Genomic DNA, 24769 nt, shown 5'->3' with positions numbered 1-24769 from the left:
TTCTCGTAATGGTGACGGTTATGATTAAAGGTGACAGTAAGACATTATAAATCATATCAATGACTGGGGGAAGAAAAGTGAGAGTAAAAGAGCAATTGTTAACTTTGAGAGCATATGTACCTGGGAAAAATATTGAAGAAGTAAAAAGAGAATATGGATTGTCAAAAATTGTGAAGTTAGCGTCAAATGAAAACCCATTTGGCTGCTCTGCGCGTGTGACAGAAGCATTAACTTCGTTAGCTAATCAATATGCACTCTATCCGGACGGGGCGGCATTTGAGCTTCGTGAGAAAGTAGCAGAGCATTTAGGTGTAAAAGCGGAACAACTTTTATTTGGTAGTGGGCTAGATGAAGTTATTCAAATGATTAGTCGTGCTTTGCTACATAATGGAACAAATGTTGTAATGGCGAACCCTACGTTCTCGCAATACCATCACCATGCTGTTATTGAAGGAGCAGAAGTTCGTGAAGTACCACTTAAAGATGGCATTCACGATTTAGATGCAATGTTACAACAAGTAGATGAGAAAACGAAGATTGTATGGATTTGTAATCCGAATAATCCGACAGGTACATATGTAGAAAAACAAAAATTACTTTCATTTTTAGAATCAGTTCCAAAGTCAGCGCTCGTTATTATGGACGAAGCATATTATGAATATGCTGGGGCAGAAGATTATCCGCAAACATTACCTCTTCTTGAAAAGTACGAAAATCTTATGGTGCTACGCACATTCTCAAAAGCATATGGATTAGCTGCTTTTCGTATTGGATATGCGATTGGTGATGCAAAGCTTATTGGGCAGCTAGAGGTAGCAAGACTACCATTTAACACATCAACTATCGCCCAAGCGGTAGCGTTAGCGGCAATAGAGGATCAACAGTTTTTACAAGAGTGTGTGAAGAAAAATGCCGGAGGATTAAATCAATATTATGCATTTTGTAAGGAATATAACGTATTCTACTATCCATCTCAAACGAATTTCATTTTCTTGAAACTTGGTATACCTGGTAATGAAGCTTTCGAACGATTAATGAAAAAAGGATATATCGTTCGTTCTGGTGCAGCATTTGGTATGCATGATGGTATTCGTATTACTGTTGGATTAAAAGAAGAAAATGATGAGATTATTGAATTACTTACGGAACTTGTAAAAGAACAAGTGAAGAAAGAAGAAACGTATTCTTAAGAAATGGTGGAGGCTCCTGTTACAGGAGCCTTTTTCATTTGAACTGCAATAAGGGGAGTTGTTTGCACGTTCAAGAAAGAAAACGTTACAATAGAAGTAGACGTATAAGAAGAACTATTTATTGTACATATAACTTATTTAAAATGTGAGGAGGATACAGTTTGAAACTAGTAGGACGAAAAAATAGTTTGAATGGGAAAATTGTTGTTCCAGGAGATAAATCTATTTCGCATCGCTCTGTTATGTTTGGAGCGATAGCGGAAGGGACGACGAAAGTATCAAATTTTTTATTAGGAGAAGATTGTTTAAGTACAATTGCATGTTTTCAAAAACTAGGTGTCCAGATTGAACAGTTTGGTAACGATGTCACGATTTACGGTAAAGGATTACATAATTTACAAGAACCGAAAGAAGTATTAGATGTGGGGAATTCAGGGACGACTATTCGTCTTATGCTTGGGATTTTAGCAAATACGCCGTTCCATAGTACGATAATTGGTGATGCATCAATTGGAAAACGTCCTATGAAACGTGTTACAGACCCGCTTAGTAAGATGAATGCTCAAATTGATGGTAGAGAAAACGGACAATATACACCTTTATCTATTCGCGGTGGTAAGGTAAAAGGTATGCATTACCATTCACCAGTAGCAAGCGCACAAGTGAAGTCAGCAGTTTTACTTGCGGGTTTGCAAGGGGAAGGGATTACTACGGTAACAGAGCCTATGCAATCTCGTGATCATACGGAAAGAATGTTGCGTGCATTCGGTTGTACCGTAGATGTTAATGGACGGACCGTTTCATTACAAGGTGGACAACAACTTAAAGGTGCAGACATAGAAGTTCCAGGAGATATTTCTTCGGCGGCATTTTTCTTAGTAGCTGGTGCAATTGTCCAAAATAGTAAGCTTGTATTGGAAAACGTTGGTTTAAATCCGACGAGAACAGGGATTTTAGATGTATTAACAAAGATGGGTGCACTTATTTCTATCGATCATATTAGAAATGAAGAGTTTGAACCGTGCGGGGATATTACGATTGAAACATCTAAACTAAAAGGAATAGAAATTGGTGGAACTCTTATTCCAAGATTAATTGATGAAATTCCTGTAATTGCTTTATTGGCAACGCAGGCAGAAGGAATTACTGTTATTAAAAACGCTGAGGAGTTAAAAGTAAAAGAAACAAATCGTATCGATACGGTTGTAGATGAATTAGGCAAATTAGGTGCGAAGATTGAAGCTACACCAGATGGTATGATTATATATGGTAAACAAAGTTTAAAAGGAAATACTGTTAATAGTCACGGCGATCATCGTATTGGGATGATGCTTGCAATCGCATCGTGTATTATAGATGGAGAAGTGAAAATAGAGAATAGTGATGCGGTCGCTGTATCGTATCCGGAATTTTTCGAACAATTAGCTGCGCTATGAGAGAAAGTATAGGAAGAGGTAGTTCACTCAAAAGGTTGCGTTCTTACACCTAGTTGCTTATGATAAATGAACAGAAGAGAATATTTTTTGAATTAAAGGAGACGTTTATGCAAAAGTTTGAACAGGCTGTTTCTTATATTGAAAACGGTGAAGCAGAAAAAGGATTACAATTATTAAAAGAACAACTACGAGTTGCTAATGATGAAGAGAAGTATGATATCGCTCGTTACTATCATACACTTGGGTTTATGGATGAGGCGTTAGCAATTACTGAAGACTTACGCTTGCTATATCCGGAAGAAAGTGAATTTACGGTATTTTTAGCAGAATTATATATTGATTTAGATAAAGAAGATGAAGCGATTGAAGTGCTTCATGATATTCCAGAAAACGATGATTTATATGTTCAATCGTTATTACTTGTAGCGGATTTATTCCAAATGCAAGGTTTTGATGATGTAGCAGAACAAAAACTATTAAAGGCGAAAGAAATGATGCCAGACGAACCTGTTATTACGTTTGGGTTAGCAGAATTATATAGTAGTAAAGGTGAAGAGCAAAAGGCGATCACTTATTATGAATCGTTACTAGCAGAACATAAAGTTATGGGGGGTGTTGTCATTGCGCTTCGTCTAGCAGAAACTTTAAGTGCTATTGGAAACTGGGAAGAGGCAATCTCTTACTATGAAGCGGGGTTAGAAGAGCAAAAAGATATTCACTCATTATTTGGATATGCCTTCACATTATACCAAGGAGAAGAATATCAAAGAGCAATTGGTGCTTGGCAAGAATTAAAAGAATTAGATCCTGAGTACGCATCGTTATACATGTATTTAGCGAAAAGCTATGAAAAAGAAGGCATGCTTCAAGAAAGCTATGAAACACTTCAAGAAGGAATTAAAGTAGATGAGCTTTCTGTTCCTTTCTATGTAGAATTAGCGAATATTGCGGCGAAATTAGGTAAAATAGCGGAGGCAGAAGAAGTGCTTCAAAAAGCGCTGGAGCTAGATCCGGGACATTTAGGTGCGACATTAAAATATGCGTATATTTTAAAAGAACAAGAGAAATACGAAGAGCTAATTGCAGTTGTAGAGCGTGCAATTGACAGTGGAGAACCAGATACACAACTACTTTGGGATCTTGCATTTGCAAAAAAACAATTAGAAATGTATTCGGATGCATTAAAACACTATGAAAGTGCATATACTTCTTTTAAGAATCATCCAGATTTCTTGGAAGAGTACGGTTATTTCTTATTAGAAGAAGGAATGCGAAAAGAGGCGAAAGAAGTATTTACGCAGTTAATACAACTAGACCCGACACAAATTCATATTGAAGAATTGTTATATAATTTAGAGGATTTTTCATAAGTTGGAAGGAAACTGAATGCCGCTTCTTGAATCTAAAAAGAAAAGAGAAAGACAGAGGAGGGACTTAATCGCTATGAATACCCCTGTTTCTGTAAACGAGAAGAAGGATTTTGTAAAATGGTTTTTGAATAATTACCAACTGAAACAGCGTGAATGTGTATGGATTTTGAATTATTTAATGAGTCACGATCAATTAATGCATAAAGTCCACTTCGTAGAACATGCAAAATATTGTCCGCGTGGCTTAGTAATGTCAGCAAATTGTGTGAAAGACACACCGTTTCATTTTTTTAAACAAAATGTAATGACAACAGATGCAGAAAAATCGTTTCATGATATTCGTTTGAATCGAGATGAGGATATTTATATTCAGCTTAATTTTAAATCATCGTTCCAAAATGCAAACTATGTAGCTGTATTAGAAGAAAACCCATATTTGCCAAAGCATATTGAAGTGAATGAAAAAGATCGATTGCTTGCAGAACGATTTTTAGAAGAAAGTGTATTCTCATTTAGAAGAGAACGTCTTTTGAAACAAATTGATGAAGCTTTGGATAAGCAAGATAAGGAAGCATTTCATAGGTTAACAGCAGAGTTGAAAATTTTATAGAATTCATTTTGATTATGTAATCTTTACGAAATTCAGACTTTTTGAGAAAAACTACTTAATAATAGGTAGTTTTTCTTTTTTTACCTCTTTTAGTATGGTTTAATATATATAAAGTGAAAGTTCTGTTATTTCGAATGGAGGAGGGGAGAAAAGGTGAAATGGATTGTAAAAGATGTAGAACAGTTTGAGCAAGCGAGGGAGTATGTAGATACAGGGATTATACCCCTTTTGTCTATTTCGGCAGCAAAAGGGATGAAAATGGTTGTAGAGCAAGGCGAATTTATTGAGGCTTTGAGTATGGAGTTGGAAAGGGAGTATAAAGGAAGAGTGCTTTTACTGCCCGCATTTACGTATTTGGTAGAGAGCCAAAAGAATGAAAAAGACCGTTTGCAAGAATGGACAGATCATTTGCAAAGGCAAGGTTTTAAGCATATTGCCTATGTGACAAGTGACTTTTCATGGAAAGAAGATATGAGAGATGTGCAGGGTGATTTATTTTGGTTTCCATCGTTATCATTAGAGCAATTTAGTGACCAAGCGAAAAGGGAAGTTATTCGTGCACACATAAAAAATATTATGGAAATGTTGGAAGAAAGATGGATAAAATAACAATAAACAGAAAGTTCTTATTATTATGAGTAGTATGATATTGACCTATACAAGAGGGTATTATATCATGATAGTGTCCTAGTTTTTATTTTTTATATAATTTTTTCACGAGGGGACAATTTCTGATAGAGGGGGGAAATTTTCGTGAGCGAGAAAGAACATCGTGTGTCAAGAAGACAGTTTTTAAATTACACACTTACAGGGGTAGGAGGCTTTATGGCGGCGGGTATTTTACTGCCGATGACGAGGTTTGCGCTTGATCCGGTGTTAAGAAAAGAAGCGGGAACAGATATGGTTGCTGTTGGGCAGGTAAAGGATATTACAACAGAGCCGAAGCGCTTCGATTTTAAGGTGAAGCAGGTTGACGGATGGTACAAGTCTGAAGAGCCAAAATCTGCTTGGGTGCATAAAGATGAAAGTGGAGAAATTGTTGCGTTTTCTCCAGTATGTAAACATTTAGGTTGCACAGTGAACTGGAATTCGGACAAAGCACATCCTAATCAATTCTTTTGCCCGTGTCACGGGGGACGTTACACAAAAGATGGGATGAACATTAAAGGCACACCGCCTCTTGCTCCGCTTGATGTGTACGAGTCTAAAGTGAAAGATGGAACGCTGTATTTAGGAAAAGCGAAGCCAAGAGGGGGTGCAAAGTAGATGCTAAATAAAATTTATGATTGGGTAGACGAACGTTTAGATATTACACCGATATGGCGTGATATCGCTGATCATGAAGTACCTGAGCATGTTAACCCGGCACATCACTTTTCTGCATTCGTCTATTGCTTTGGAGGACTTACCTTTTTCGTTACTGTAATTCAAATTTTGTCCGGAATGTTTTTGACGATGTATTATGTGCCGGATATTAAAAATGCTTGGGAGTCGGTTTATTATTTACAAAATGAAGTAGCTTACGGACAAATTGTTCGTGGTATGCATCACTGGGGCGCTAGTCTCGTAATTGTAATGATGTTTTTACATACACTCAGAGTTTTCTTCCAAGGTGCGTATAAAAAGCCTCGTGAGTTAAACTGGATTGTTGGTGTTCTTATTTTCTTTGTTATGTTAGGTCTTGGTTTTACCGGATATTTATTACCGTGGGATATGAAAGCGTTATTTGCTACGAAAGTAGGGATTCAAATTGCAGAGCAAACGCCGCTCATTGGTCCTTATATTAAAACATTACTCGCTGGTCATTCCGAAATCGTTGGCGCTCAAACATTAACTCRCTTCTTTGCTATTCACGTCTTCTTCTTACCAGCAGCACTTCTAGGTTTAATGGCCTTCCACTTCATCATGATTCGCAAACAAGGTATTTCCGGTCCGCTATAAGAGATTGCTAAATTAAAGGGGAAAGAACAAAAGGAGGGAGATTATGCATCGCGGCAAAGGGATGAAGTTTGTAGGAGATTCTCGGGTACCAGTAGCCCGGAAACCAAATATTCCGAAAGATTATTCTGAATATCCAGGGAAAACAGAAGCGTTTTGGCCGAATTTCTTGTTAAAAGAATGGATGGTTGGTGCAGTTTTTTTAGTCGGTTATTTATGTTTAACAGTGGCGCATCCGTCACCGCTTGAGAGAATGGCGGATCCTACAGATGCAGGATATATACCACTTCCAGATTGGTATTTCTTATTCTTGTATCAGTTATTAAAGTATTCGTATGCTTCAGGCTCATTTACTGTAATTGGTGCGTTTATTATGCCGGGGATTGCGTTTGGAGCGTTACTATTAGCTCCGTTTCTAGATCGAGGCCCAGAAAGAGCGCCATTGAAGCGTCCTGTAGCAACGGGGTTTATGCTTTTAGCAATTGCATCGATTATTTTTTTAACTTGGGAATCTGTAGCACACCACGATTGGGAAGCTGCAAAAAAACAAGGAGCAATTGTAAAAACAGCACCAGTTGATAAAAATGATGACGGCTACAAGTTGATGCAAAAAAATACTTGTTTAACATGTCATGGTGACAATTTACAGGGCGGAGCGGCAGCACCGGCTTTGCAAAACTTAACTTTAAAACCAGAAGAAATCGCTAAAATTGCGAAAGATGGAAAAGGTTCAATGCCTAAAGGTGTATTTAAAGGTACAGATGAGGAACTGAAAAAGCTTTCGGAATTCGTTGCAAAGTATAATAAAAAATAATAGAAAAGCTGACTACAAAATCTGTGGTCAGCTTTTTATTTTGCGTGCCCAGCTAAGCTGGGCACTGTTTGATGGTGAAAGGTTTAAATAGAATTCTACAAGGATTCAAAAATTATTATAGCCTATCTTCAATTGGACAGAAGTGGCTCGGTAAAATAGATTGGTACGTCTTAGAACGGCTTAACCTTTTCTGGAATAAGAAAAGAAACATGGTCGTATCAAGGACTTGATGTAGAAAATAACATACACACTCGTGAAAGTAGGAAGCTAGAACAAACTGAAAGCTAAAGAAGGAAGAGCATCGGAAAGCTGTATGAGGGAAAACCTCACGTACGGTTTGATGAGGGGAAGCTGAAACAGAAAAGGGATAGCAAAGCCATCCCTAAAGAAAATTTAATCTGTTTCAGTTTTCTACTCTACGATGACGGAAAGTTTGCTATATAATAGAGTAGAGTTCGATGAAAGAATTACTTTGTTTGAAAGGTGTTGGACATACAGTTTGGCTTACTTGTATGCAATGTTAAGGCAACGTTCGGTACTATTATTTTTATTGGTTGTTAACATATTAGGTACAATTTACGGATTCATATGGTATGGAAATCAATTAAAAGAAACCTCACCTATATTTTGGCCGTTTGTACCAGATAGCCCTATGGCGACTCTCTTTTTTGTCTTTGTTTTAATTGCTTTTTTGATGAAGAAGAACTGGGGGTTAATAGAAGCGCTAGCGATAGTTACTTTAATAAAATATGGTGTTTGGGCTGTTGTTGTAAATGCAATTATGATTTATGTAAAAGGCCCTATTGGCCTTATGGGATATATGTTAATGTTATCTCATTTTGCGATGGCAGTGCAGGGAATGTTATATGCTCCGTTTTATCGGATAAAAAAATGGCACTTCACTGTAGCTGGCATATGGACATTACATAATGATGCAATTGATTATTTATTTTGGCAAATGCCGAGATATGGGATTATGCATTTGTTTGTAGAGAAAATTGGTTATTTTACGTTTTGGTTAAGTATTGCTGTACTGTGTATTACATATTATTATTGCTTACGTGAGAACCGAAAACAGTTTTCTTTATGATGGTGAGGACATTTAGGGGGAGAAAATGAAGAAAAATAAGAGCGGTATAAACATATTGGATCGATTGATCACTTTAGTAGTTTCCTATAGCATAGCATTTTCTGTTTTCGCTCTCGCGACAACGGTAGTTGTATATGGAAAATGGTTGTATTATTTTGAAATTGATTTTTTAAATATTCCAGATTTAGCGGATATGACGAAAGATGAAATTAAGAGAAACTATGATGTGCTTATTACATATTTATCGCCGTTTTATGAAGGTGCATTACAATTGCCGACATTAGATATGTCCACAAATGGACGCATTCATTTTGTAGATGTTAAAAATATTTTAGTAAAGATTCAATATATAATGTATGGAACGATTGTAATTGCTGTATTAGGAGGAGCGTATTTATTAAAAAAGAAAAAAGAAAAGTTTTTACTTCACGGAGCGATTCTTACAATTATTTTTCCAATAGCTCTTACGTTACCAATTGCTATTAATTTTGAAAAGAGTTTCGTATTATTTCATAAGCTTTTATTTAGCAATGATTATTGGATGTTTGATATTGAAACAGATCCGGTTATTTTAATGTTACCGGAAGAATTCTTTATGCATGCTGCATGTATTATTTTATTATTGATTTTAGGTGGTAGCATGCTTTGTTACGGTGTGTATAAATATTTAGTGAAAAAGAAAAGGGTTTCAAAGAAAAAATTCTCTGTTTAAAGAGAATTTTTTTGTTTTCATAGAGATAATATATTTTTTGGTTTTGTTCTGTTCTATTCTTGTCCAATTCCACATATTTTGTACTAGTAGTTATAGGGGGGACCGGGATGAAGAGAACATTAATTGGACTGATAGCATTTCTAATTATAATGTTTCCAGTACGTATATATGCTGAAGAGTGGAGCGAACTAACTGGATTGCTAGATGACTCTTTGCAGTTAGTGAAGAAAAAAGAAGATGAAAAGGCAATACAAGTACTGTACCATTTCTCAGAGCAATTTCTATCAAAGGAGAATGAAAATAATTCAAAAGTAACTCCGGGACAAATTAGAGTCGTTTCTTTAGCATACGATAAGGCGAAACAATCTCTCGCGGAAGATTCAGATAGGCAAGTTAAAGTGGATAATATGTTAGCGTTACAACTTGCTGTTGATGCACAAGTATCTAAATATCAGCCACTTTGGATGGAAAGAGAAAGAAAGATAATGAATGCTTTTTCTCAAGTAGAAAAGGCGATGGAAGAAGAAGATGATGGACAGTTCCAACAGACGCTAAATACATTTTTAAATGAATTTAATATTATTTATCCTAGTTTAATGATTGCTCTGCCAGAAAACGAAGCGCAGCGTGTAAATGCACATTTATCTTATTTGGATGAATTTCGTAACGTTATGTTAAAAACGAAAGGTGGACAAATGCAACTAGGGATTATTAAAGGTGATTTGCAAAAAATATTTCATACAGTAAAAAAAGATGAGATTGCTCCCTCTCTCATTTGGTTTATGACAATTACTGGAGGACTTATTTTGTTCACTTTAACGTATGTTGGATGGAGAAAGTATAAAGGGGAGAGAGAGAAGCGGAGAAGCAACTTGCATTCTAAAGATAGATAATACGCATAAATAAAGATGCGGATTGTAAGGTTTATTTATTGACAACGGTGGAAGAAAAAAATAGAATGAGAAGTACTATAATTAAAACTTCAATGGAGGTTTATGATGTTTTATTTAATTTACTTCGCGATCATTTTGATCATACCGTTGTATGCACAGTCAAAAGTACGTAGTGCCTATAGCAAGTATTCACAAGTTTATTCAACATCAGGTATGACAGGAGCGGAAGTGGCTCGAAAAATTTTAGATGAAAATGGATTGTACAATGTAGCCGTAGAAGAAACGCCAGGTCATTTGTCAGATCATTATGACCCGCGTGTAAAGACGGTTAGATTATCGACAGATAACTATTATGGTCATTCAGTTGCTGGTACAGCTGTAGCAGCACATGAAGTAGGACACGCAATTCAAGATGCGAAAGATTATAACTTTATGCGTGTACGCCATTCGTTAGTGCCAGTTGCTAATTTTGGTTCAAACATGTCATGGGTTTTTGTCCTAATTGGTGTATTTGCACAAATGTCTGGTTTGTTGTTACTAGGAATTATTTTAATGGCAGCAGGTGTTATTTTCCAACTTGTTACATTACCAGTTGAGTTTGATGCATCAAAACGCGCAATGCAACAAATTGAAGCACTTGGTATCGTATCAACAGATGAGTACGGTCAAGCTCGTAAAGTATTAAATGCGGCAGCATTAACATATGTAGCAGCAGCTGCTGTAGCAGTATTTGAATTATTACGTCTCGTATTAATTTATACTGGTATGCAGCGTAGCGACGATTAAAGACTATCAATTTTGATAGTCTTTTTTTGTTTTGTGGATTGAATCTTATAATATGTTACAAATGGAAATAATAGAGAGAATATGGGGTATAGAACTAGTTAAAATAAAGATAAGTATGGAATGATGAAAGAAGGTGACGGACATAGAATATCCATATTATTTAGTTAAACAAGTGAAGGAGCGTAGTGCTACATACCAATTAGAAGGTTTTTTAAGTGGACAGGGCCCTAAAAACCCGAAATTAATGCTTGTTGGAGAAGCACCTGGTGAAACAGAAATTCATAATGGGATTCCATTTAGTGGGAGAGCGGGAAAACATTTAATGGAATTTTTAGAACGTATTCACGTTACAAGGGAAGAAGTATATATTACGAGTGCGGTCCGGAGTAGACCTTATAAATGGAGAGAGAAAAGGGAACGAAATGGCGAAATAATACAGAAGAAGTACAATAGAACACCGAATCAAGGTGAGATACTTGCCCATGCACCTTTGCTAGATTATGAACTGGAATTTATACAGCAGCCGGTTATTGTCACACTTGGTAATATTGCATTACAGCGTTTAGTTGGTAAAAATAATAAAATTACGGATGTTCATGGAGAATTGTTAAAGCAACCTGTGCAGCGATTGAAAGATAGCAGCAGTACAGAATTTATTTGGTCAGAAAAAGAATATCATATTTTTCCGACCTTTCATCCAGCTTCTATTTTCTATAATCGGAGTTTGTTGGAGCTTATTTATGAGGATTTGGAGAAACTTAAAAGATTTATAATAAAAAACTAGAAAAGCTACAGAGCTTTTCTAGCTGAATTTAATTATGTAACGGTTTTTTATTTTCATCTAATGTAAATCCTTCACCAACAACATCGTGTACATCACTTACAGCGACAAAGGCATGTGGATCTACTGAAATAATGATATTTTTTAATTTTACGATTTCATTTTTAGCAACAACACAATATAGTACATTACGTTCTATTTTTGTATAGGATCCAACTGCTTTTAAAAAGGTTGCTCCGCGCTCCATTTCGGATAAAATTTTTGAAGCAATTTCATCGTTTTTATCAGAAATAATAGTTGCGCCTTTTGCTGCATAAGCACCTTCTTGCATGAAATCAATAACCTTAGCCCCGATAAAAACAGCAACTAACGTATACATGCCCTCGCGATATGATAAATATGTAAGAATAGAGATAATGATAACGACCGCATCAAACATAAACATCGTTTTTCCCATACTCCAGCCAACATATTTGTGAGCTAGCCTTGCGATAATATCAACACCGCCAGTAGTCCCGCCGTATTTGAATATAATTCCAAGTCCTATGCCGATAAATGCCCCAGCGAATAAAGCAGCCAGTGTCATATCATTTTGCAAGTTTAAATGTAAGTTGAGAACCTCGTAGCGCTGAAACACCCAAAGGAATAAAGAGACGCTAAATGTACCGATTAATGTGTATAAAAATGTTGTTCGGCCGAGTAATTTCCAGCCAATGAAAAATAGAGGGACGTTTAAAATTAAGTTTGTATAGGAAGGATCAAGTGAAAATTTAAAATATAATAATAGCGTAATGCCGGTAAATCCACCCTCTGCAAGATGGTTTTCAATATTGATATTCACAATACCGAAAGAAAAAATAGCGGAACCGATTAAAATAAAAATGATATTTCGAATCTTCAAATTTGATGTCATTTAGAAATCCCCCTAATTATGTAATGATTGCATTGCTCCTCTTAAACGATAGAACATAATAATAAGTTATTTCTAGTTGATAGTAAAAATAGAGAATGGTATAAGAGCTTAATTAGTTCAGCCTGATATTGTGCGGAAAAACTGCAAAAGAAAGTTTCGCTTTATCCCGTCCCAACGGCTGGTAGAGGGAAAAGCGAAGAAGAAAAGGGCGAACCAGCCGTAGGGACCCGATTGGTTCAGGCTGATCTTTTGCAAAAATCACGCAAAAGAAGTTTCACTTTATTATAGTCTATCCTAAAAAGAGTCGTAAATAGTGATATGAGGGAATAATATTTGTCAAATCGCGATGAATTGGCTAACATGAAAGAGGAAGGAATAAGAGGTGACTAGTATGGAAGCAAAAACGATGAAAGATATGCAGAAAGAAGTAGATGCATATATCGGTCAATTTAAAGAAGGTTATTTTAGTCCGCTTGCAATGATGGCTCGTTTAACTGAAGAAATGGGAGAGCTTGCAAGAGAGGTTAATCATTATTATGGTGAGAAACCAAAGAAAACGACTGAGAAAGAACGAAGTGTTGAGGAAGAGCTTGGAGATGTTTTATTTGTTATGATTTGTATGGCAAATAGTTTAAATATTGATTTAGAAACAGCGCATAACATTGTAATGAATAAATTTAATACACGTGATAAAGATCGTTGGACACGTATTGATGAGGGAGAGAAAGACGCATGAAAGAAATTAAAGTAATTATCGCTGGACCACGAGGACGCATGGGATATGAAGCAGTCCTTCTTATGGAAAGAACAGCGCATTTCAATTTAGTAGCAGCAATTGATTATAAGCATGGCGGAGAAAAAATTTCTGATTTACCGGGAATGCCAGCGCTAGATGCACCTATTTACGCGGATTTACATACTTGTTTAGATGAAGTAGAAGCAGATGTATTGTTAGATTTAACAACACCAGAAATTGGAAAGAAACATGTGAAACTTGCAGTTGAACGTGGACTTCGATCAGTTATTGGTACAACTGGATTTACTGAAGAAGAACTAAAGCAATTAACAGAAAACGCAAAAGAAAAAGAAGTAGGAACAATTATCGCTCCAAATTTTGCGATTGGTGCAGTTCTTATGATGAAATTTTCACAAATGGCAGCGAAGTACTTCCAAGATGTTGAAGTAATTGAATTACACCATGATCAAAAATTAGACGCACCATCTGGTACAGCTGTAAAAACAGTAGAATTAATCCGTCAAAATCGTGTGCCAAAAGAGCAAGGGCATCCTAATGAAACGGAACAATTAGAAGGGGCACGTGGTGCAAATGTAGACGGTATTCACATTCATAGCGTACGTCTACCAGGGCTTATTGCACACCAAGAAGTAATGTTCGGCGGAGATGGACAAATGTTAACAGTTCGTCATGATTCATTCAACCGTGCATCATTTATGTCAGGTGTAAAACTATCAATTGAAACAGTAATGAACCTTGATCATCTTGTGTACGGTTTAGAAAATATTATCGACTAAAGGGGAGACAACGGATGAAAATTGCCTTAATCGCACATGACAAAAAGAAAGATGATATGGTTTCGTTCGCATACGCATATAAACCAATTTTTGAAAAACATGAACTTTTTGCAACAGGAACGACAGGACTTCGTATTATGGAGGCAACTGGTTTAGTTGTAACAAGATATCAATCCGGTCCTCTTGGTGGCGATCAAGAAATTGGTGCAATGATTGCAAAAAATGAGATGGATATGGTGATTTTTTTCCGGGATCCACTAACAGCCCAGCCGCATGAACCAGATGTTAATGCGTTACTTCGTTTATGTGATGTATACGCCATCCCATTAGCAACAAATATGGCAAGTGCTGAAATGCTAATGCATGCATTAGAGCGGGGAGATTTAGATTACCGAAAGTTAAGAAAATGAGGGGAACAATTATGAGTGGATTACATATATTAGCGTTTGGTGCTCATGCCGATGATGTTGAAATCGGCATGGCAGGTACCATTGCAAAGTATACGAAGCAAGGATATGAAGTAGGCATTTGCGATTTAACAGAAGCTGATCTTTCTTCAAATGGAACGGTAGAACTAAGAAAAGAAGAAGCAAAGGCTGCAGCTCGTATTATGGGAGTAAAAACGAGAATTAATTTAGCGATGCCAGACCGTGGTTTGTATATGAAAGAAGAATATATACGTGAAATTGTAAAGATTATTCGTACATATAAACCAACACTAATTTTCGCACCATACTACGAAGATCGTCATCCAGACCATGCTAATTGCGCGAAACTTGTGGAAGAAGCTATCTTTTCAGCGGGAATTCGTAAATATATGCCTGAACTTCCGCCGCACCGTGTAGAGTCTTTTTATAATTATATGATTAATGGTTTTCATAAACCGAATTTTTGTATAGATATTAGTGAATACCTTTCTAAAAAGGTGGAAGCGTTAGAAGCGTATGAAAGTCAGTTTTCAACAGGGAGTGATGGTGTTAAGACGCCATTAACCGAAGGATACGTTGAAACTGTAATCGCTCGGGAGAAGATGTTTGGGAAAGAAGTTGGAGTGCTGTATGCCGAAGGATTTATGAGTAAGAAACCGGTTTTATTACATGCTGATTTAATAGGGGGATGTAAATGAAATTGAAAATAGGTATTACATGTTATCCTTCTGTAGGTGGTTCTGGGGTTGTTGGGACAGAGTTAGGAAAGCAATTGGCGGAACGCGGGCATGAAATTCATTTTATTACATCGGGTGTACCATTTCGGTTGAATAAAGTGTACCCGAATATTTATTTTCACGAAGTAACAGTAAATCAATATTCTGTTTTTCAATATCCACCTTACGATTTAGCATTAGCGAGTAAAATGGCAGAGGTTGCTCAAAGAGAAAACCTTGATATTTTACATGTGCATTATGCAATCCCTCATGCTATTTGTGCATATTTAGCAAAACAAATGATTGGGGAGCGTATTAAAATTGTTACGACCTTACATGGAACGGATATTACTGTGTTAGGTTCCGACCCTTCGTTAAATAATTTAATTCGCTTTGGTATTGAACAATCTGATGTTGTTACAGCTGTGTCACATTCGTTAATTGAAGAAACAAATGAACTTGTAAAACCAGATAAAGAAATTGAGACGGTATACAATTTTGTAGATGAACGTGTTTATTTCAAACGTGATATGTCTCAATTAAAAAAAGAATATGGTATACGAGAAAATGAAAAAGTGTTGATTCATATTTCAAATTTCCGAAAGGTTAAGCGTGTACAGGATGTTGTGCAGTCATTTGCCAAAATTGTAAAGGAAGTAGATGCGAAATTGCTTCTTGTTGGTGATGGACCAGAGTTCTGTACTATTTTACAATTGGTGAAAAGTTTACATATTGAGGAACGTGTCTTATTCCTAGGAAAGCAAGATAATGTTGCAGAGCTTCTTGCGATGAGTGATTTAATGCTACTTTTATCAGAAAAGGAAAGTTTTGGTCTTGTTATATTAGAAGCGATGGCGTGTGGTGTGCCTAGTATCGGAACGAGGGTTGGGGGCATTCCAGAGGTCATTCAACATGGTGAAACAGGATATATATGTGAAGTTGGAGATACAGACGGAATAGCTAAGCAAGCAATTCAGCTACTAGAAAATGAAGAACTTCACCGTAATATGGGAGAGCGAGCGATGAAATCTGTATATGAGCAGTTTCGTTCGGAAAAAATCGTTTCACAGTATGAGGCGATTTATTATGACATACTAAGGGATGACAAGAATGGAAAGATTTAAAAAAGCTAGTTCAATTATTGAGATGTTAAAACAGCGCGGACATGAGGCTTACTTCGTTGGTGGAAGTGTACGCGATCTTATTATCGATAGACCGATTGGAGATATCGATATCGCAACATCTGCTTTACCAGAAGAAGTAATGGCTATTTTCCCAAGACATGTTCCGGTTGGTCTTGAGCATGGAACTGTAATTGTTGTAGAAAATGGTGAACCGTATGAGGTAACTACTTTTCGAACAGAAAGCGAATATGAAGATTTTCGAAGACCTAGTAGTGTTCAATTTGTCCGTTCATTAGAAGAGGATTTAAAACGACGTGATTTCACGATGAATGCAATTGCAATGACAGAGGAAGGCGAAATGGTTGATTTATTTGCTGGGAAAGAAGCGATTCGTCTGAAGGAAATTACAACGGTTGGAGATGCTGCAGACCGTTTTCAAGAAGATGCACTGCGAATGATGCGTGGTATTCGGTTCGTAAGTACGTTAGGTTTCTCTTTGGAAATAAAGACGAAACAAGCAATTGAAACGTATGGGCATTTGCTCGAACATATAGCGATTGAAAGAATTACAGTTGAATTTGAAAAATTGTTGACCGGTGCATATTGTGTGAATGGTCTTCAAGAGTTAGTAGAAACGAAGCTATTTTCTCATCTGCCATATTTGCAAATGTCAGAAGAAAGACTCTTGAAAGCTACGCAGTATAAATGGGATTCTTTTGAAACAGACGTTGAGGCGTGGGCATTTTTCTTATATTGTATCGGAGAAGAGCATCCATCTGTCTTTTTGCGTCAATGGAAGTTCTCGAATAAAAAGATTAAAGATATCGTAGCGGTTATATTAGCAATTCGTTCTAGAAAGGAGAAGGAGTGGGATACAATCCTTCTTTATAAAACTGGGATTCGCATCGCTGAGATGGCGGAAAGAGTATATGAAGCGATAATAGAAAGTTATAATAGTGCGTCTGTTAAGCAAGTACAATCATTATTTCATGCATTGCCGATAAAAAATCGTCAAGAAATGAATGTGACTGGTAATGATTTATTAAGCTGGACAGATAAAAAGCCAGGTCCGTGGGTTGCCGAAATGCTTCAAAATATTGAAGAAGCAATCGTACAAGGAGATTTAGTTAATAAGAAAGAGGATATAAGGGAGTGGCTACAAAGATGCAATCTACTATAAGAAAGCAGTTATTACAAGTTTTTTCTGAAGCAGATGGTGCATTTGTATCTGGTCAAATACTTAGTGACAAACTTGGTTGTTCGAGAACCGCTGTATGGAAGCATATGGAGGACCTTCGTAATGAAGGGTATGAACTAGAAGCTGTACGCCGCTTAGGGTACCGAATTGCTAGTAAACCAGATAAAGTAACTGCGAATGAGATTCAATTAGGATTACAAACAGAGCGTATCGGTAGAACGGTTTATTTTGAAGAATCGGTTGAGTCTACTCAGCATATTGCAGCGAGACTTGCTTATGAAGGCGCAGAAGAAGGAACAATTGTCGTTGCTGAAGAACAAACAGCAGGTAGAGGACGTTTAAGTAGAAAATGGTATTCCCCAAAAGGAACAGGAATTTGGATGAGTATTATTTTGCGTCCCTCGATTCCAGTTCATCATGCACCACAGCTTACTTTATTAGCAGCTGTTAGCGTAGCGCAAGCAATTGAAAAATGTACCGGTGTAAACGTAGGGATTAAATGGCCGAATGATATTTTAATTCAAGGTAAAAAAGCTGTCGGTATATTAACGGAGATGCAAGCTGATCCAGATAAAATTAATGCTGTTATTATGGGAATTGGCATTAATGCAAATCAGAAACAAGAACATTTTGATGAGGAAATTCAGCAAATTGCAACTTCATTAGCAATTGAATCGGGTAAGCCGATTGTTCGTGCGGAACTTATGCAACAAATTTTCTTGCAACTAGAGAAATTGTATGAAGAGTATTTAAAAAATGGCTTCTCTGTTATTAAAATTCTTTGGGAAAGTTACGCAGTAAGTATCGGAAAAGAAATTACAGCTCGAACGATGAAGGAAACTATTAATGGGCTAGCAAAAGGAATTACGGAGGATGGTGTATTGTTACTTGAGGATCATCAAGGACAAGTGCACCACATTCATTCTGCTGATATAGAAATTAAGTAAAAGAAGTTCCTATTTTGGAGCTTCTTTTTGTCATTTAGATACTAATAAATTTCACATACCGTAATAGGGATAGAAAATTATTTTTTCGAAAAAATGTAGCAATTCCTTTTCAGAGTTTGCTATAATTAGTTCGAATATGGGCAGTATCAAAGCGAACTGCACCATTATTTTACGCAGTATGAAAAAATAATAATTTGGATTCTGCCTTGATCCAATAACGGACTGGGACAGAGGGATGAATAATGCCGACTAACACACAACCCTTCTGCCCTTTTATGGCCAGAGGGGTTTTTTATATGATTTCGGCCATCTCCTCTCTCCTGCATAAAGGAGGAGTAGTTTTTGAAAACAACAACAGATTTTTTGAAAATGAAAGAGCAAGGTGAGCCGATTACAATGCTAACGGCGTATGATTATCCATCTGCTAAATTAGCAGAAGAAGCTAAAGTCGATATGATTTTAGTGGGTGATTCTCTAGGAATGGTTGTACTTGGGTATGATTCAACAGTTCCAGTAACAGTAGAGGATATGATTCATCATACGAAAGCTGTACGCCGCGGAGCGAAAGAGACGTTTATTGTAACTGATATGCCATTTATGTCTTATCATGTCTCATTGCAAGATACGATGATTAATGCACGTCGCATTGTTCAAGAGAGCGGGGCACATGCATTAAAGGTAGAAGGTGCTGGAGAAGTTATATCAACTATTCACTACTTAACGAATGCGGGAATTCCCGTTGTGGCGCATTTAGGTTTAACTCCTCAATCTGTAGGAGTGCTAGGTGGGTATAAAGTACAAGGGAAAGATGCTGAAAGTGCAAAAAAATTAATAGAAGATGCAAAGAAATGTGAGGAAGCTGGTGCGATAGCACTTGTGCTAGAATGTGTGCCAATGCAATTAGCAGAACTTATTTCAGAGCAGTTAACAATTCCTACAATCGGAATTGGAGCAGGACAAAAAGTAGATGGGCAAGTTCTTGTATACCACGATCTTATCTCGTACGGCGTAAATCGTGTTCCGAAATTTGTGAAGCAATATACGTCTGTTCAAGAGGAGATTGTGCGAGGGATTTCGCAATACGTTACTGAAGTAAAGACAGGGCAATTTCCTGAAGAAAAACATTCATTCACAATGAAAGAGGAAGAGTGCTTAGCGTTATACGGAGGAAAACAATAATGAAAATCATAACTACAGTGCAAGAGATGCAGCAAATTACAAACGAACTGCATGCAAGTGGAAAAAGTATCGGTTTTGTTCCAACGATGGGGTATTTACACGAAGGGCATGCTACGTTACTACGTAAGGCAAGGGAAGAAAATGAAATTGTAGTTTTAAGTGTATTTGTAAATCCACTACAATTTGGACCAAATGAAGATTTAGATCGATACCCACGTGATATTGATAGAGATGAAAATGTAGCAAAAGAAAATGGTGTTGATTATTTATTTTATCCGAGTGTAGAAGAGATGTATCCAGCAGAACAAACGACAACAGTAGAAGTTGTGAAGCGTACCGACGTATTATGTGGCAAACAAAGACCTGGTCATTTCGCTGGTGTTGCGACTGTACTAATGAAACTATTTAATATTACATTGCCAACGCGTGCTTATTTCGGTATGAAAGATGCACAGCAAGTAGCTGTAATTGAAGGATTCGTAACTGATTTTAATATTCCCGTTACGATCGTACCAGTTGATATTGTAAGGGAAGAAGATGGATTAGCGAAAAGTTCTCGTAATGTGTATTTATCACTAGAAGAACGTGAAGAGGCTCCTCATTTATACGGCAGTCTATGTATAGCGAAAGAACGAATTGAGGCAGGCGAACGTAATCCGGAAATCATTATGAATCTTGTGAAAGAGCATATTGAGAAGTATACGAAAGGCACTGTAGATTATGCTGATTTATATGCATATCCTTCTTTAAAAGCAATAAATAAAATTGAAGGAAGAATCATTTTAGCGATTGCAGTTAAGTTTGAAAATGTACGATTAATTGACAATATAACATTAATGGGGAAATAAGGGGGAGCATCTATGTTTCGCACAATGATGAGAGCGAAGTTACATCGTGCAACTGTAACAGAAGCAAATTTAAATTATGTAGGTAGTATTACAATTGATGAAGATTTAATGGATGCGGTAAATATTGTAGAAAATGAAAAAGTACAAATTGTAAATAACAACAATGGAGCTCGCTTAGAGACATATGTTATTAAAGGAGAGCGCGGTAGCGGTGTTGTGTGTTTAAATGGTGCAGCTGCAAGGCTTGTACAACCGGGTGATAAAGTTATTATTATTTGCTATGGTTTAGTGGCAGAAGAAAATATTCATAAACAAGAGCCGAAAATTGCAGTATTAGACGATGATAATCAAATTATTGAAATGTTAGGTGCTGAAAAAGCTGGCACGATATTATAAGTAGGAAGGCTATCTCTAATTAAGGAGATAGCTTTTTTGTGCATCTTTTCATTAAGATGAGGTAAAACGTGGTATAGTAACATTATATAATTTTTGTGTTTGATAGGTAAGAAATTGAGGTGTTACATATATGAGTAAGCGTTATGTCGTTGTTGATTTAGAGACGACAGGGAACTCCTGGAAGGATGGGAAGGATAAAATCACCCAAATTGCAGCTGTTGTAGTGGAAGATGGAGAGATATTAGAGATTTTTTCATCTTTTATTAATCCGAAGAGAGAGATTCCCCTATTTATTACAGAATTAACTGGGATTGATGAAAATCTTGTAAAACAAGCCCCGTTATTTCGAGATGTAGCCCCGATGATTGTTGAGCTATTACAAGGTGCGGCTTTTGTTGCACATAACGTTCACTTTGATTGGAATTTTTTAAATGAAGAATTAAGGCAGGCTGGATATACAGAAGTACATTGTCCTAAAATTGATACAGTTGAATTGGCGCAAATTCTTTTGCCGACAGCTGATAGTTATAAATTACGTGATTTAGCTAAGCAGCATGAACTAGAGCACGATCAACCACATCGTGCGGATAGTGATGCTCTTGCAACAGCGGAGTTGTTTTTACAATTTTTAAGTGAAATTGAAAAGTTACCACTTGTCACATTACAATCGCTTTATGAATTAAGTGATGTTTTCCAAAGTGATATAGCTGATGTACTTTCTGAAAATATTTTAAAGAAAATGATGCATGGTAAAGAAGAGGCAGAGGAGTATGAGGTGTATCGAAATATTGCGCTTCGAAAGCGGAATTATTCTTTAAGCCTCAGTGAAATATACTCATCTAAATTTGATGCTTTCTTACATAAGACAATCGATAAACTTGAATTGAATATGCCAAAGTTTGAAAAAAGAGAAAGCCAACAGATTATGATGAAGGAAATATATACAGCGCTAAGAGATTCTAGGTTTTCACTGATTGAAGCAGGAACAGGTACGGGGAAGACGCTTGCATATTTACTTCCAAGTATTTATTTCGCGAAGAAAAAAGAAGAACCTGTCATTATAAGTACACAAACTGTACAATTGCAACAACAAATACTAGAAAAAGAAATTCCTTTATTAAAGAAAATAATGCCATTTTCATTTGAAGTAGCTCTTCTGAAAGGAAGAAAGCATTATCTGTGTCTACATAAATTTGAATATGCTTTGCAAGAGGAAGAGAAAAATTATGATATGGCGCTCACAAAAGCAAAAATTTTAGTGTGGTTATTGCAAACGGAAACTGGCGATCGTGATGAATTAAATATTCCTGAGGGCGGCAAGTTACTTTGGAACCGTATTTGTAGTGATGTACATAGTCCAGGCGGGATGCAAAGCAACTGGTATAGTCGTTGTTTTTATCAAAGAGCAAAGAATAAAGCATTATTTGCAGATATCGTTATTACAAATCATGCGTTATTATTTCAAGATTTTTCAAGTGAAGAACCACTATTTGCTTCATGTGAACATATTATTTTTGATGAAGCTCATCATATCGAGGAAGCGGCGAGTAGAACATTAGGTGAACAGTTCTCATGCATGTATTTTCAATTAGCTTTATCTCGTCTTGGTACGCTAGAAACAGATGATGTACTTTCTAAAGTATATAAAATGATGAAAAAATCAGAGCAAGCATCGCGTTCGACTTTCCGTATGGTGAGTCATAGTTTGAAGGAATTGAAATTTGATGCAGATGAACTATTTCAAATGTTACGGACTTTCGTATTTAAACAAACAAAGCAGGAACAAGGGATGAGCAATATGCCACTCATTTATCGATATAACACGGAAGTAGAGAAAGGTAAGTTATGGGATAGCATTACCGAGTTAACAAATCGATTTGTGTATGATGTAAGAAAGTTATTGACTACACTTGAGAAGCAAGTTGAAATATTGCAAAGTAAATTAGAATGGGAGATGCATGTCGTTACAGGTGAATTTATGCATTTAATTGAGTTGTTGAGAAAGATGGCACAATCTTTACAATTACTCATTTTAGAAAAAAATTCATACGTGACATGGATGGAGACTGAAACGAAGGGAACGATTCATTCAACAGTTCTATATGCGCAGCCTGTTCATATTGGTGAAAGATTTGCTGATGAATTTTTAACCCAGAAAAAGAGTGTTATTTTCACATCAGCAACGTTAACAGTTAATGATTCATTCGACTATATAAAAGAGGAGCTAGGTTTACATGATTTTGCTCCCAATACATTAAAGGTTCCATCACCATTCCGTTTTGAAGAGCAAATGAAATTAATGGTGTCAACGGATGTACCTTTTATTAAGAAAGCAAGTAATGAAGAATATATTGAGTCTATATCGGCACATATTGCGAAAATAGCGAAAGCTACAAAAGGTAGAATGCTCGTTTTATTCACTTCGTATGAAATGTTGAAAGAAGCGTATACGAATTTGAAAAATGATGAGACATTAGAAGGATATTTATTATTAACGCAAAGTGTGAATAATAAGAGCCGAAGTCGTCTAATCCGCAAATTCCAGGAGTTCGACAAATCGATTTTGTTAGGAACAAGTAGTTTTTGGGAAGGGATAGATATACCTGGAGATGCTCTGAGTTGTCTTGTCATTGTCCGTCTGCCTTTTACCCCTCCTCATCAGCCGATGATGGAAGCAAAAGGAGAGTGGTTAAAAAATCAAGGAGAAGACGTATTCGATAAGTTGGCGCTCCCACAAGCAATCTTGCGTTTCAAACAAGGGTTTGGTCGTCTTATTAGAACAAATACAGATACGGGAACTGTATTTGTATTAGATCGTCGTTTGACAAGTTCTTCCTATGGAAAACGATTTTTACAATCAATCCCAACTGTACCGCTCTATGAAGGACCGTTAGAAGAATTGTTAGTACGGTTAGAAGAATCGTCAAATGAATAAAATTGGAAGAAAAATACGCCTGAAGTACATTTAAACTTCAGGCGTAAAAAATGTGGGTAGGAGGAATTTTATTTTTCTTACTTCTTGTATACAAAATATATTGCTTTTCGATTTGAAACCTTTTTTTGCTGTACATGTCCTGCTATAATAGATGGGTGATGAAGCAGGGGTTGTAAAGAATGTACTCTTATTGTAACCGCATTGCGTTCTTCTATAATTAGAAATTTTTGTGTAACGGAGGAGTTTTTTCATGGATAAGAAAATCGAAGTCCTATCAACGACGCGTATTAAATATTCGTCTGACTTGTATAAAATTGTTGATGGTTTGAATCGTACGTTAAAAGAGCAGGACCTCATGTTCGGATTAGCATTAGACGAAAAAGATAAAGAAACAGCTGTATTTACGATTTACAGAACGTAGTGATACAATGAAAAAGTGGATCTTTACAATCATTATCGTTATCGTTGCTAGTGGAATATATGGGGCATATGTTTATAATAAAGCGATGGAAAAGAAAATTCCAAAAGAGTCAAAGTCTGTAGAAATTGCGAAAGAAAAGGCAAAGCTTACAAAGGTAAAATCTGTTGATTATTATAATGGAAAATCTTCATATACAGTCGTACAAGGTACAGATGAAAAAGGAGAACAACTTATCGTTTGGGTGCCTGATAAAAAAGGAAATGTCCTTGTGAAGAAAAAGAGCGAAGGTATTTCTAAAAAAGAAGCTTTGCAAAAATTGGCTGAACAAGCTACAGGAGAAGGTGCTGAGCCGAAGCCGAAACCAAAAGAAATTATAAAAGTAAAATTAGGTGCTCAAAACGATATTCCATTGTGGGAAATTACATATATTGATCAGGAAGATCGTTATACGTATTACTATTTAGAGTTTCAAAATGGGGTTTATGCTGGACACTACAGCATTGAAAAATAG

27 protein-coding genes are annotated in these 24769 nt (G+C 36.4%); 26 read left to right on the top strand and 1 reads right to left on the bottom strand.

What is annotated here, in order from left to right; genetic code table 11:
- Positions 1 to 77: 77 nt before the first annotated feature.
- The 13 genes from hisC to AC1DKZ_RS05595 all read left to right on the top strand — a co-directional run bounded on the left by hisC (position 78) and on the right by AC1DKZ_RS05595 (position 11623).
- The gene (gene hisC / locus AC1DKZ_RS05655) at positions 78 to 1190 is read left to right on the top strand and encodes a histidinol-phosphate transaminase (protein ID WP_002086618.1); all 1113 of its coding nucleotides are present in this window, start codon (positions 78 to 80) and stop codon (positions 1188 to 1190) included.
- A 161-nt stretch (positions 1191 to 1351) separates the two neighbouring features.
- Positions 1352 to 2626, top strand: a complete 1275-nt coding sequence (gene aroA, locus AC1DKZ_RS05650) for a 3-phosphoshikimate 1-carboxyvinyltransferase (protein WP_215587529.1) — start codon at positions 1352 to 1354, stop codon at positions 2624 to 2626.
- A 107-nt stretch (positions 2627 to 2733) separates the two neighbouring features.
- A complete protein-coding gene (locus tag AC1DKZ_RS05645; RefSeq protein WP_476995779.1) occupies positions 2734 to 3996 on the top strand; it encodes a tetratricopeptide repeat protein in 1263 nt (420 codons plus the stop codon).
- Between the two features lie 73 nt (positions 3997 to 4069).
- Entirely contained in the window at positions 4070 to 4606 is a 537-nt protein-coding gene (locus AC1DKZ_RS05640; RefSeq protein ID WP_002086615.1) for a ReoY family proteolytic degradation factor, read from the top strand.
- Positions 4607 to 4759: 153 nt separating this feature from the next.
- Positions 4760 to 5215: a YpiF family protein gene (locus tag AC1DKZ_RS05635; protein WP_002064531.1), complete on the top strand. Its 456-nt coding sequence runs from the start codon at positions 4760 to 4762 to the stop codon at positions 5213 to 5215.
- 144 nt (positions 5216 to 5359) lie between these two features.
- Positions 5360 to 5872 carry a menaquinol-cytochrome c reductase iron-sulfur subunit gene (gene qcrA / locus AC1DKZ_RS05630; protein ID WP_002135282.1) on the top strand — a complete coding sequence of 171 codons (513 nt, stop codon included), beginning with the start codon at positions 5360 to 5362 and terminating at the stop codon, positions 5870 to 5872.
- The gene (qcrB, locus tag AC1DKZ_RS05625) at positions 5873 to 6547 is read left to right on the top strand and encodes a menaquinol-cytochrome c reductase cytochrome b subunit (protein WP_476995778.1); all 675 of its coding nucleotides are present in this window, start codon (positions 5873 to 5875) and stop codon (positions 6545 to 6547) included.
- Between the two features lie 43 nt (positions 6548 to 6590).
- Positions 6591 to 7358, top strand: coding sequence for a menaquinol-cytochrome c reductase cytochrome b/c subunit (gene qcrC, locus AC1DKZ_RS05620; RefSeq protein ID WP_002011836.1), 768 nt, complete (start codon positions 6591 to 6593; stop codon positions 7356 to 7358).
- Positions 7359 to 7857: 499 nt separating this feature from the next.
- A complete protein-coding gene (gene lhaT / locus AC1DKZ_RS05615; RefSeq protein ID WP_002086612.1) occupies positions 7858 to 8448 on the top strand; it encodes a lipoprotein heptaprenylglyceryl N-acetyltransferase LhaT in 591 nt (196 codons plus the stop codon).
- 25 nt (positions 8449 to 8473) lie between these two features.
- Entirely contained in the window at positions 8474 to 9160 is a 687-nt protein-coding gene (lit, locus tag AC1DKZ_RS05610; RefSeq protein ID WP_002064533.1) for a lipoprotein intramolecular transacylase Lit, read from the top strand.
- Positions 9161 to 9267: 107 nt separating this feature from the next.
- A complete protein-coding gene (gene ypjB / locus AC1DKZ_RS05605; RefSeq protein WP_476995777.1) occupies positions 9268 to 10053 on the top strand; it encodes a sporulation protein YpjB in 786 nt (261 codons plus the stop codon).
- Positions 10054 to 10158: 105 nt separating this feature from the next.
- On the top strand, positions 10159 to 10839 hold the full coding sequence (locus AC1DKZ_RS05600; RefSeq protein ID WP_002086606.1) for a zinc metallopeptidase: 681 nt from the start codon (positions 10159 to 10161) through the stop codon (positions 10837 to 10839).
- A gap of 133 nt (positions 10840 to 10972) precedes the next feature.
- The gene (locus AC1DKZ_RS05595; RefSeq protein WP_002011844.1) at positions 10973 to 11623 is read left to right on the top strand and encodes a uracil-DNA glycosylase; all 651 of its coding nucleotides are present in this window, start codon (positions 10973 to 10975) and stop codon (positions 11621 to 11623) included.
- A 28-nt stretch (positions 11624 to 11651) separates the two neighbouring features.
- Here AC1DKZ_RS05595 and AC1DKZ_RS05590 read toward each other — a convergent pair whose 3' ends face one another.
- A complete protein-coding gene (locus tag AC1DKZ_RS05590) occupies positions 11652 to 12533 on the bottom strand; it encodes a YitT family protein (RefSeq protein WP_002011845.1) in 882 nt (293 codons plus the stop codon).
- Positions 12534 to 12924: 391 nt separating this feature from the next.
- On the opposite strand from AC1DKZ_RS05590, the gene AC1DKZ_RS05585 reads away from it, so the two are divergent.
- The 13 genes from AC1DKZ_RS05585 to AC1DKZ_RS05525 all read left to right on the top strand — a co-directional run bounded on the left by AC1DKZ_RS05585 (position 12925) and on the right by AC1DKZ_RS05525 (position 24769).
- Positions 12925 to 13269 carry a nucleotide pyrophosphohydrolase gene (locus tag AC1DKZ_RS05585; protein ID WP_002011846.1) on the top strand — a complete coding sequence of 115 codons (345 nt, stop codon included), beginning with the start codon at positions 12925 to 12927 and terminating at the stop codon, positions 13267 to 13269.
- Positions 13266 to 14066 carry a dihydrodipicolinate reductase gene (gene dapB / locus AC1DKZ_RS05580; protein WP_476995776.1) on the top strand — a complete coding sequence of 267 codons (801 nt, stop codon included), beginning with the start codon at positions 13266 to 13268 and terminating at the stop codon, positions 14064 to 14066. Before AC1DKZ_RS05585 ends, dapB begins: the two co-directional genes overlap by 4 nt.
- A 14-nt stretch (positions 14067 to 14080) precedes the next feature.
- Positions 14081 to 14476 carry a methylglyoxal synthase gene (gene mgsA, locus AC1DKZ_RS05575; protein ID WP_000684753.1) on the top strand — a complete coding sequence of 132 codons (396 nt, stop codon included), beginning with the start codon at positions 14081 to 14083 and terminating at the stop codon, positions 14474 to 14476.
- An 11-nt stretch (positions 14477 to 14487) separates the two neighbouring features.
- A complete protein-coding gene (gene bshB1 / locus AC1DKZ_RS05570) occupies positions 14488 to 15192 on the top strand; it encodes a bacillithiol biosynthesis deacetylase BshB1 (RefSeq protein WP_002011848.1) in 705 nt (234 codons plus the stop codon).
- On the top strand, positions 15189 to 16334 hold the full coding sequence (bshA, locus tag AC1DKZ_RS05565; RefSeq protein ID WP_002086596.1) for an N-acetyl-alpha-D-glucosaminyl L-malate synthase BshA: 1146 nt from the start codon (positions 15189 to 15191) through the stop codon (positions 16332 to 16334). The genes bshB1 and bshA overlap by 4 nt, the downstream gene beginning before the upstream one ends.
- Entirely contained in the window at positions 16321 to 17514 is a 1194-nt protein-coding gene (locus AC1DKZ_RS05560; protein ID WP_242246352.1) for a CCA tRNA nucleotidyltransferase, read from the top strand. Before bshA ends, AC1DKZ_RS05560 begins: the two co-directional genes overlap by 14 nt.
- The gene (locus AC1DKZ_RS05555; RefSeq protein ID WP_002086594.1) at positions 17499 to 18479 is read left to right on the top strand and encodes a biotin--[acetyl-CoA-carboxylase] ligase; all 981 of its coding nucleotides are present in this window, start codon (positions 17499 to 17501) and stop codon (positions 18477 to 18479) included. Before AC1DKZ_RS05560 ends, AC1DKZ_RS05555 begins: the two co-directional genes overlap by 16 nt.
- 342 nt (positions 18480 to 18821) lie before the next feature.
- Positions 18822 to 19658 carry a 3-methyl-2-oxobutanoate hydroxymethyltransferase gene (gene panB / locus AC1DKZ_RS05550; RefSeq protein ID WP_113937062.1) on the top strand — a complete coding sequence of 279 codons (837 nt, stop codon included), beginning with the start codon at positions 18822 to 18824 and terminating at the stop codon, positions 19656 to 19658.
- On the top strand, positions 19658 to 20506 hold the full coding sequence (panC, locus tag AC1DKZ_RS05545; protein WP_002086591.1) for a pantoate--beta-alanine ligase: 849 nt from the start codon (positions 19658 to 19660) through the stop codon (positions 20504 to 20506). The genes panB and panC overlap by 1 nt, the downstream gene beginning before the upstream one ends.
- A 12-nt stretch (positions 20507 to 20518) precedes the next feature.
- Complete coding sequence (gene panD / locus AC1DKZ_RS05540; protein WP_000490176.1) at positions 20519 to 20902, top strand: aspartate 1-decarboxylase; 384 nt, start codon at positions 20519 to 20521, stop codon at positions 20900 to 20902.
- A gap of 130 nt (positions 20903 to 21032) precedes the next feature.
- Complete coding sequence (gene dinG, locus AC1DKZ_RS05535) at positions 21033 to 23837, top strand: ATP-dependent DNA helicase DinG (protein WP_476995775.1); 2805 nt, start codon at positions 21033 to 21035, stop codon at positions 23835 to 23837.
- 250 nt (positions 23838 to 24087) lie between these two features.
- Complete coding sequence (locus AC1DKZ_RS05530) at positions 24088 to 24258, top strand: YpmA family protein (RefSeq protein WP_002086589.1); 171 nt, start codon at positions 24088 to 24090, stop codon at positions 24256 to 24258.
- Positions 24259 to 24265: 7 nt separating this feature from the next.
- Complete coding sequence (locus AC1DKZ_RS05525) at positions 24266 to 24769, top strand: cell wall elongation regulator TseB-like domain-containing protein (protein WP_476995774.1); 504 nt, start codon at positions 24266 to 24268, stop codon at positions 24767 to 24769.

The sequence above is a fragment of the Bacillus sp. 05T21 genome, assembly GCF_056396785.1.
Note: the sequence above shows the minus strand (reverse complement) of the source record. Positions and strands in the feature narration are given on the sequence as shown.

What these genes read in the sequence shown, in the direction of transcription:
- AC1DKZ_RS05645 (WP_476995779.1), top strand. Translation starts at nt 2,734, where the DNA reads ATGCAAAAGTTTGAACAGGCTGTTTCTTATATTGAAAACGGTGAAGCA.
- AC1DKZ_RS05640 (WP_002086615.1), top strand. Translation starts at nt 4,070, where the DNA reads ATGAATACCCCTGTTTCTGTAAACGAGAAGAAGGATTTTGTAAAATGG.
- qcrC (WP_002011836.1), top strand. Translation starts at nt 6,591, where the DNA reads ATGCATCGCGGCAAAGGGATGAAGTTTGTAGGAGATTCTCGGGTACCA.
- lit (WP_002064533.1), top strand. Translation starts at nt 8,474, where the DNA reads ATGAAGAAAAATAAGAGCGGTATAAACATATTGGATCGATTGATCACT.
- ypjB (WP_476995777.1), top strand. Translation starts at nt 9,268, where the DNA reads ATGAAGAGAACATTAATTGGACTGATAGCATTTCTAATTATAATGTTT.
- AC1DKZ_RS05600 (WP_002086606.1), top strand. Translation starts at nt 10,159, where the DNA reads ATGTTTTATTTAATTTACTTCGCGATCATTTTGATCATACCGTTGTAT.
- AC1DKZ_RS05590 (WP_002011845.1), bottom strand. Translation starts at nt 12,533, where the DNA reads ATGACATCAAATTTGAAGATTCGAAATATCATTTTTATTTTAATCGGT.
- AC1DKZ_RS05585 (WP_002011846.1), top strand. Translation starts at nt 12,925, where the DNA reads ATGGAAGCAAAAACGATGAAAGATATGCAGAAAGAAGTAGATGCATAT.
- dapB (WP_476995776.1), top strand. Translation starts at nt 13,266, where the DNA reads ATGAAAGAAATTAAAGTAATTATCGCTGGACCACGAGGACGCATGGGA.
- mgsA (WP_000684753.1), top strand. Translation starts at nt 14,081, where the DNA reads ATGAAAATTGCCTTAATCGCACATGACAAAAAGAAAGATGATATGGTT.
- bshB1 (WP_002011848.1), top strand. Translation starts at nt 14,488, where the DNA reads ATGAGTGGATTACATATATTAGCGTTTGGTGCTCATGCCGATGATGTT.
- bshA (WP_002086596.1), top strand. Translation starts at nt 15,189, where the DNA reads ATGAAATTGAAAATAGGTATTACATGTTATCCTTCTGTAGGTGGTTCT.
- AC1DKZ_RS05560 (WP_242246352.1), top strand. Translation starts at nt 16,321, where the DNA reads ATGGAAAGATTTAAAAAAGCTAGTTCAATTATTGAGATGTTAAAACAG.
- AC1DKZ_RS05555 (WP_002086594.1), top strand. Translation starts at nt 17,499, where the DNA reads ATGCAATCTACTATAAGAAAGCAGTTATTACAAGTTTTTTCTGAAGCA.
- panC (WP_002086591.1), top strand. Translation starts at nt 19,658, where the DNA reads ATGAAAATCATAACTACAGTGCAAGAGATGCAGCAAATTACAAACGAA.
- panD (WP_000490176.1), top strand. Translation starts at nt 20,519, where the DNA reads ATGTTTCGCACAATGATGAGAGCGAAGTTACATCGTGCAACTGTAACA.
- dinG (WP_476995775.1), top strand. Translation starts at nt 21,033, where the DNA reads ATGAGTAAGCGTTATGTCGTTGTTGATTTAGAGACGACAGGGAACTCC.
- AC1DKZ_RS05530 (WP_002086589.1), top strand. Translation starts at nt 24,088, where the DNA reads ATGGATAAGAAAATCGAAGTCCTATCAACGACGCGTATTAAATATTCG.
- AC1DKZ_RS05525 (WP_476995774.1), top strand. Translation starts at nt 24,266, where the DNA reads ATGAAAAAGTGGATCTTTACAATCATTATCGTTATCGTTGCTAGTGGA.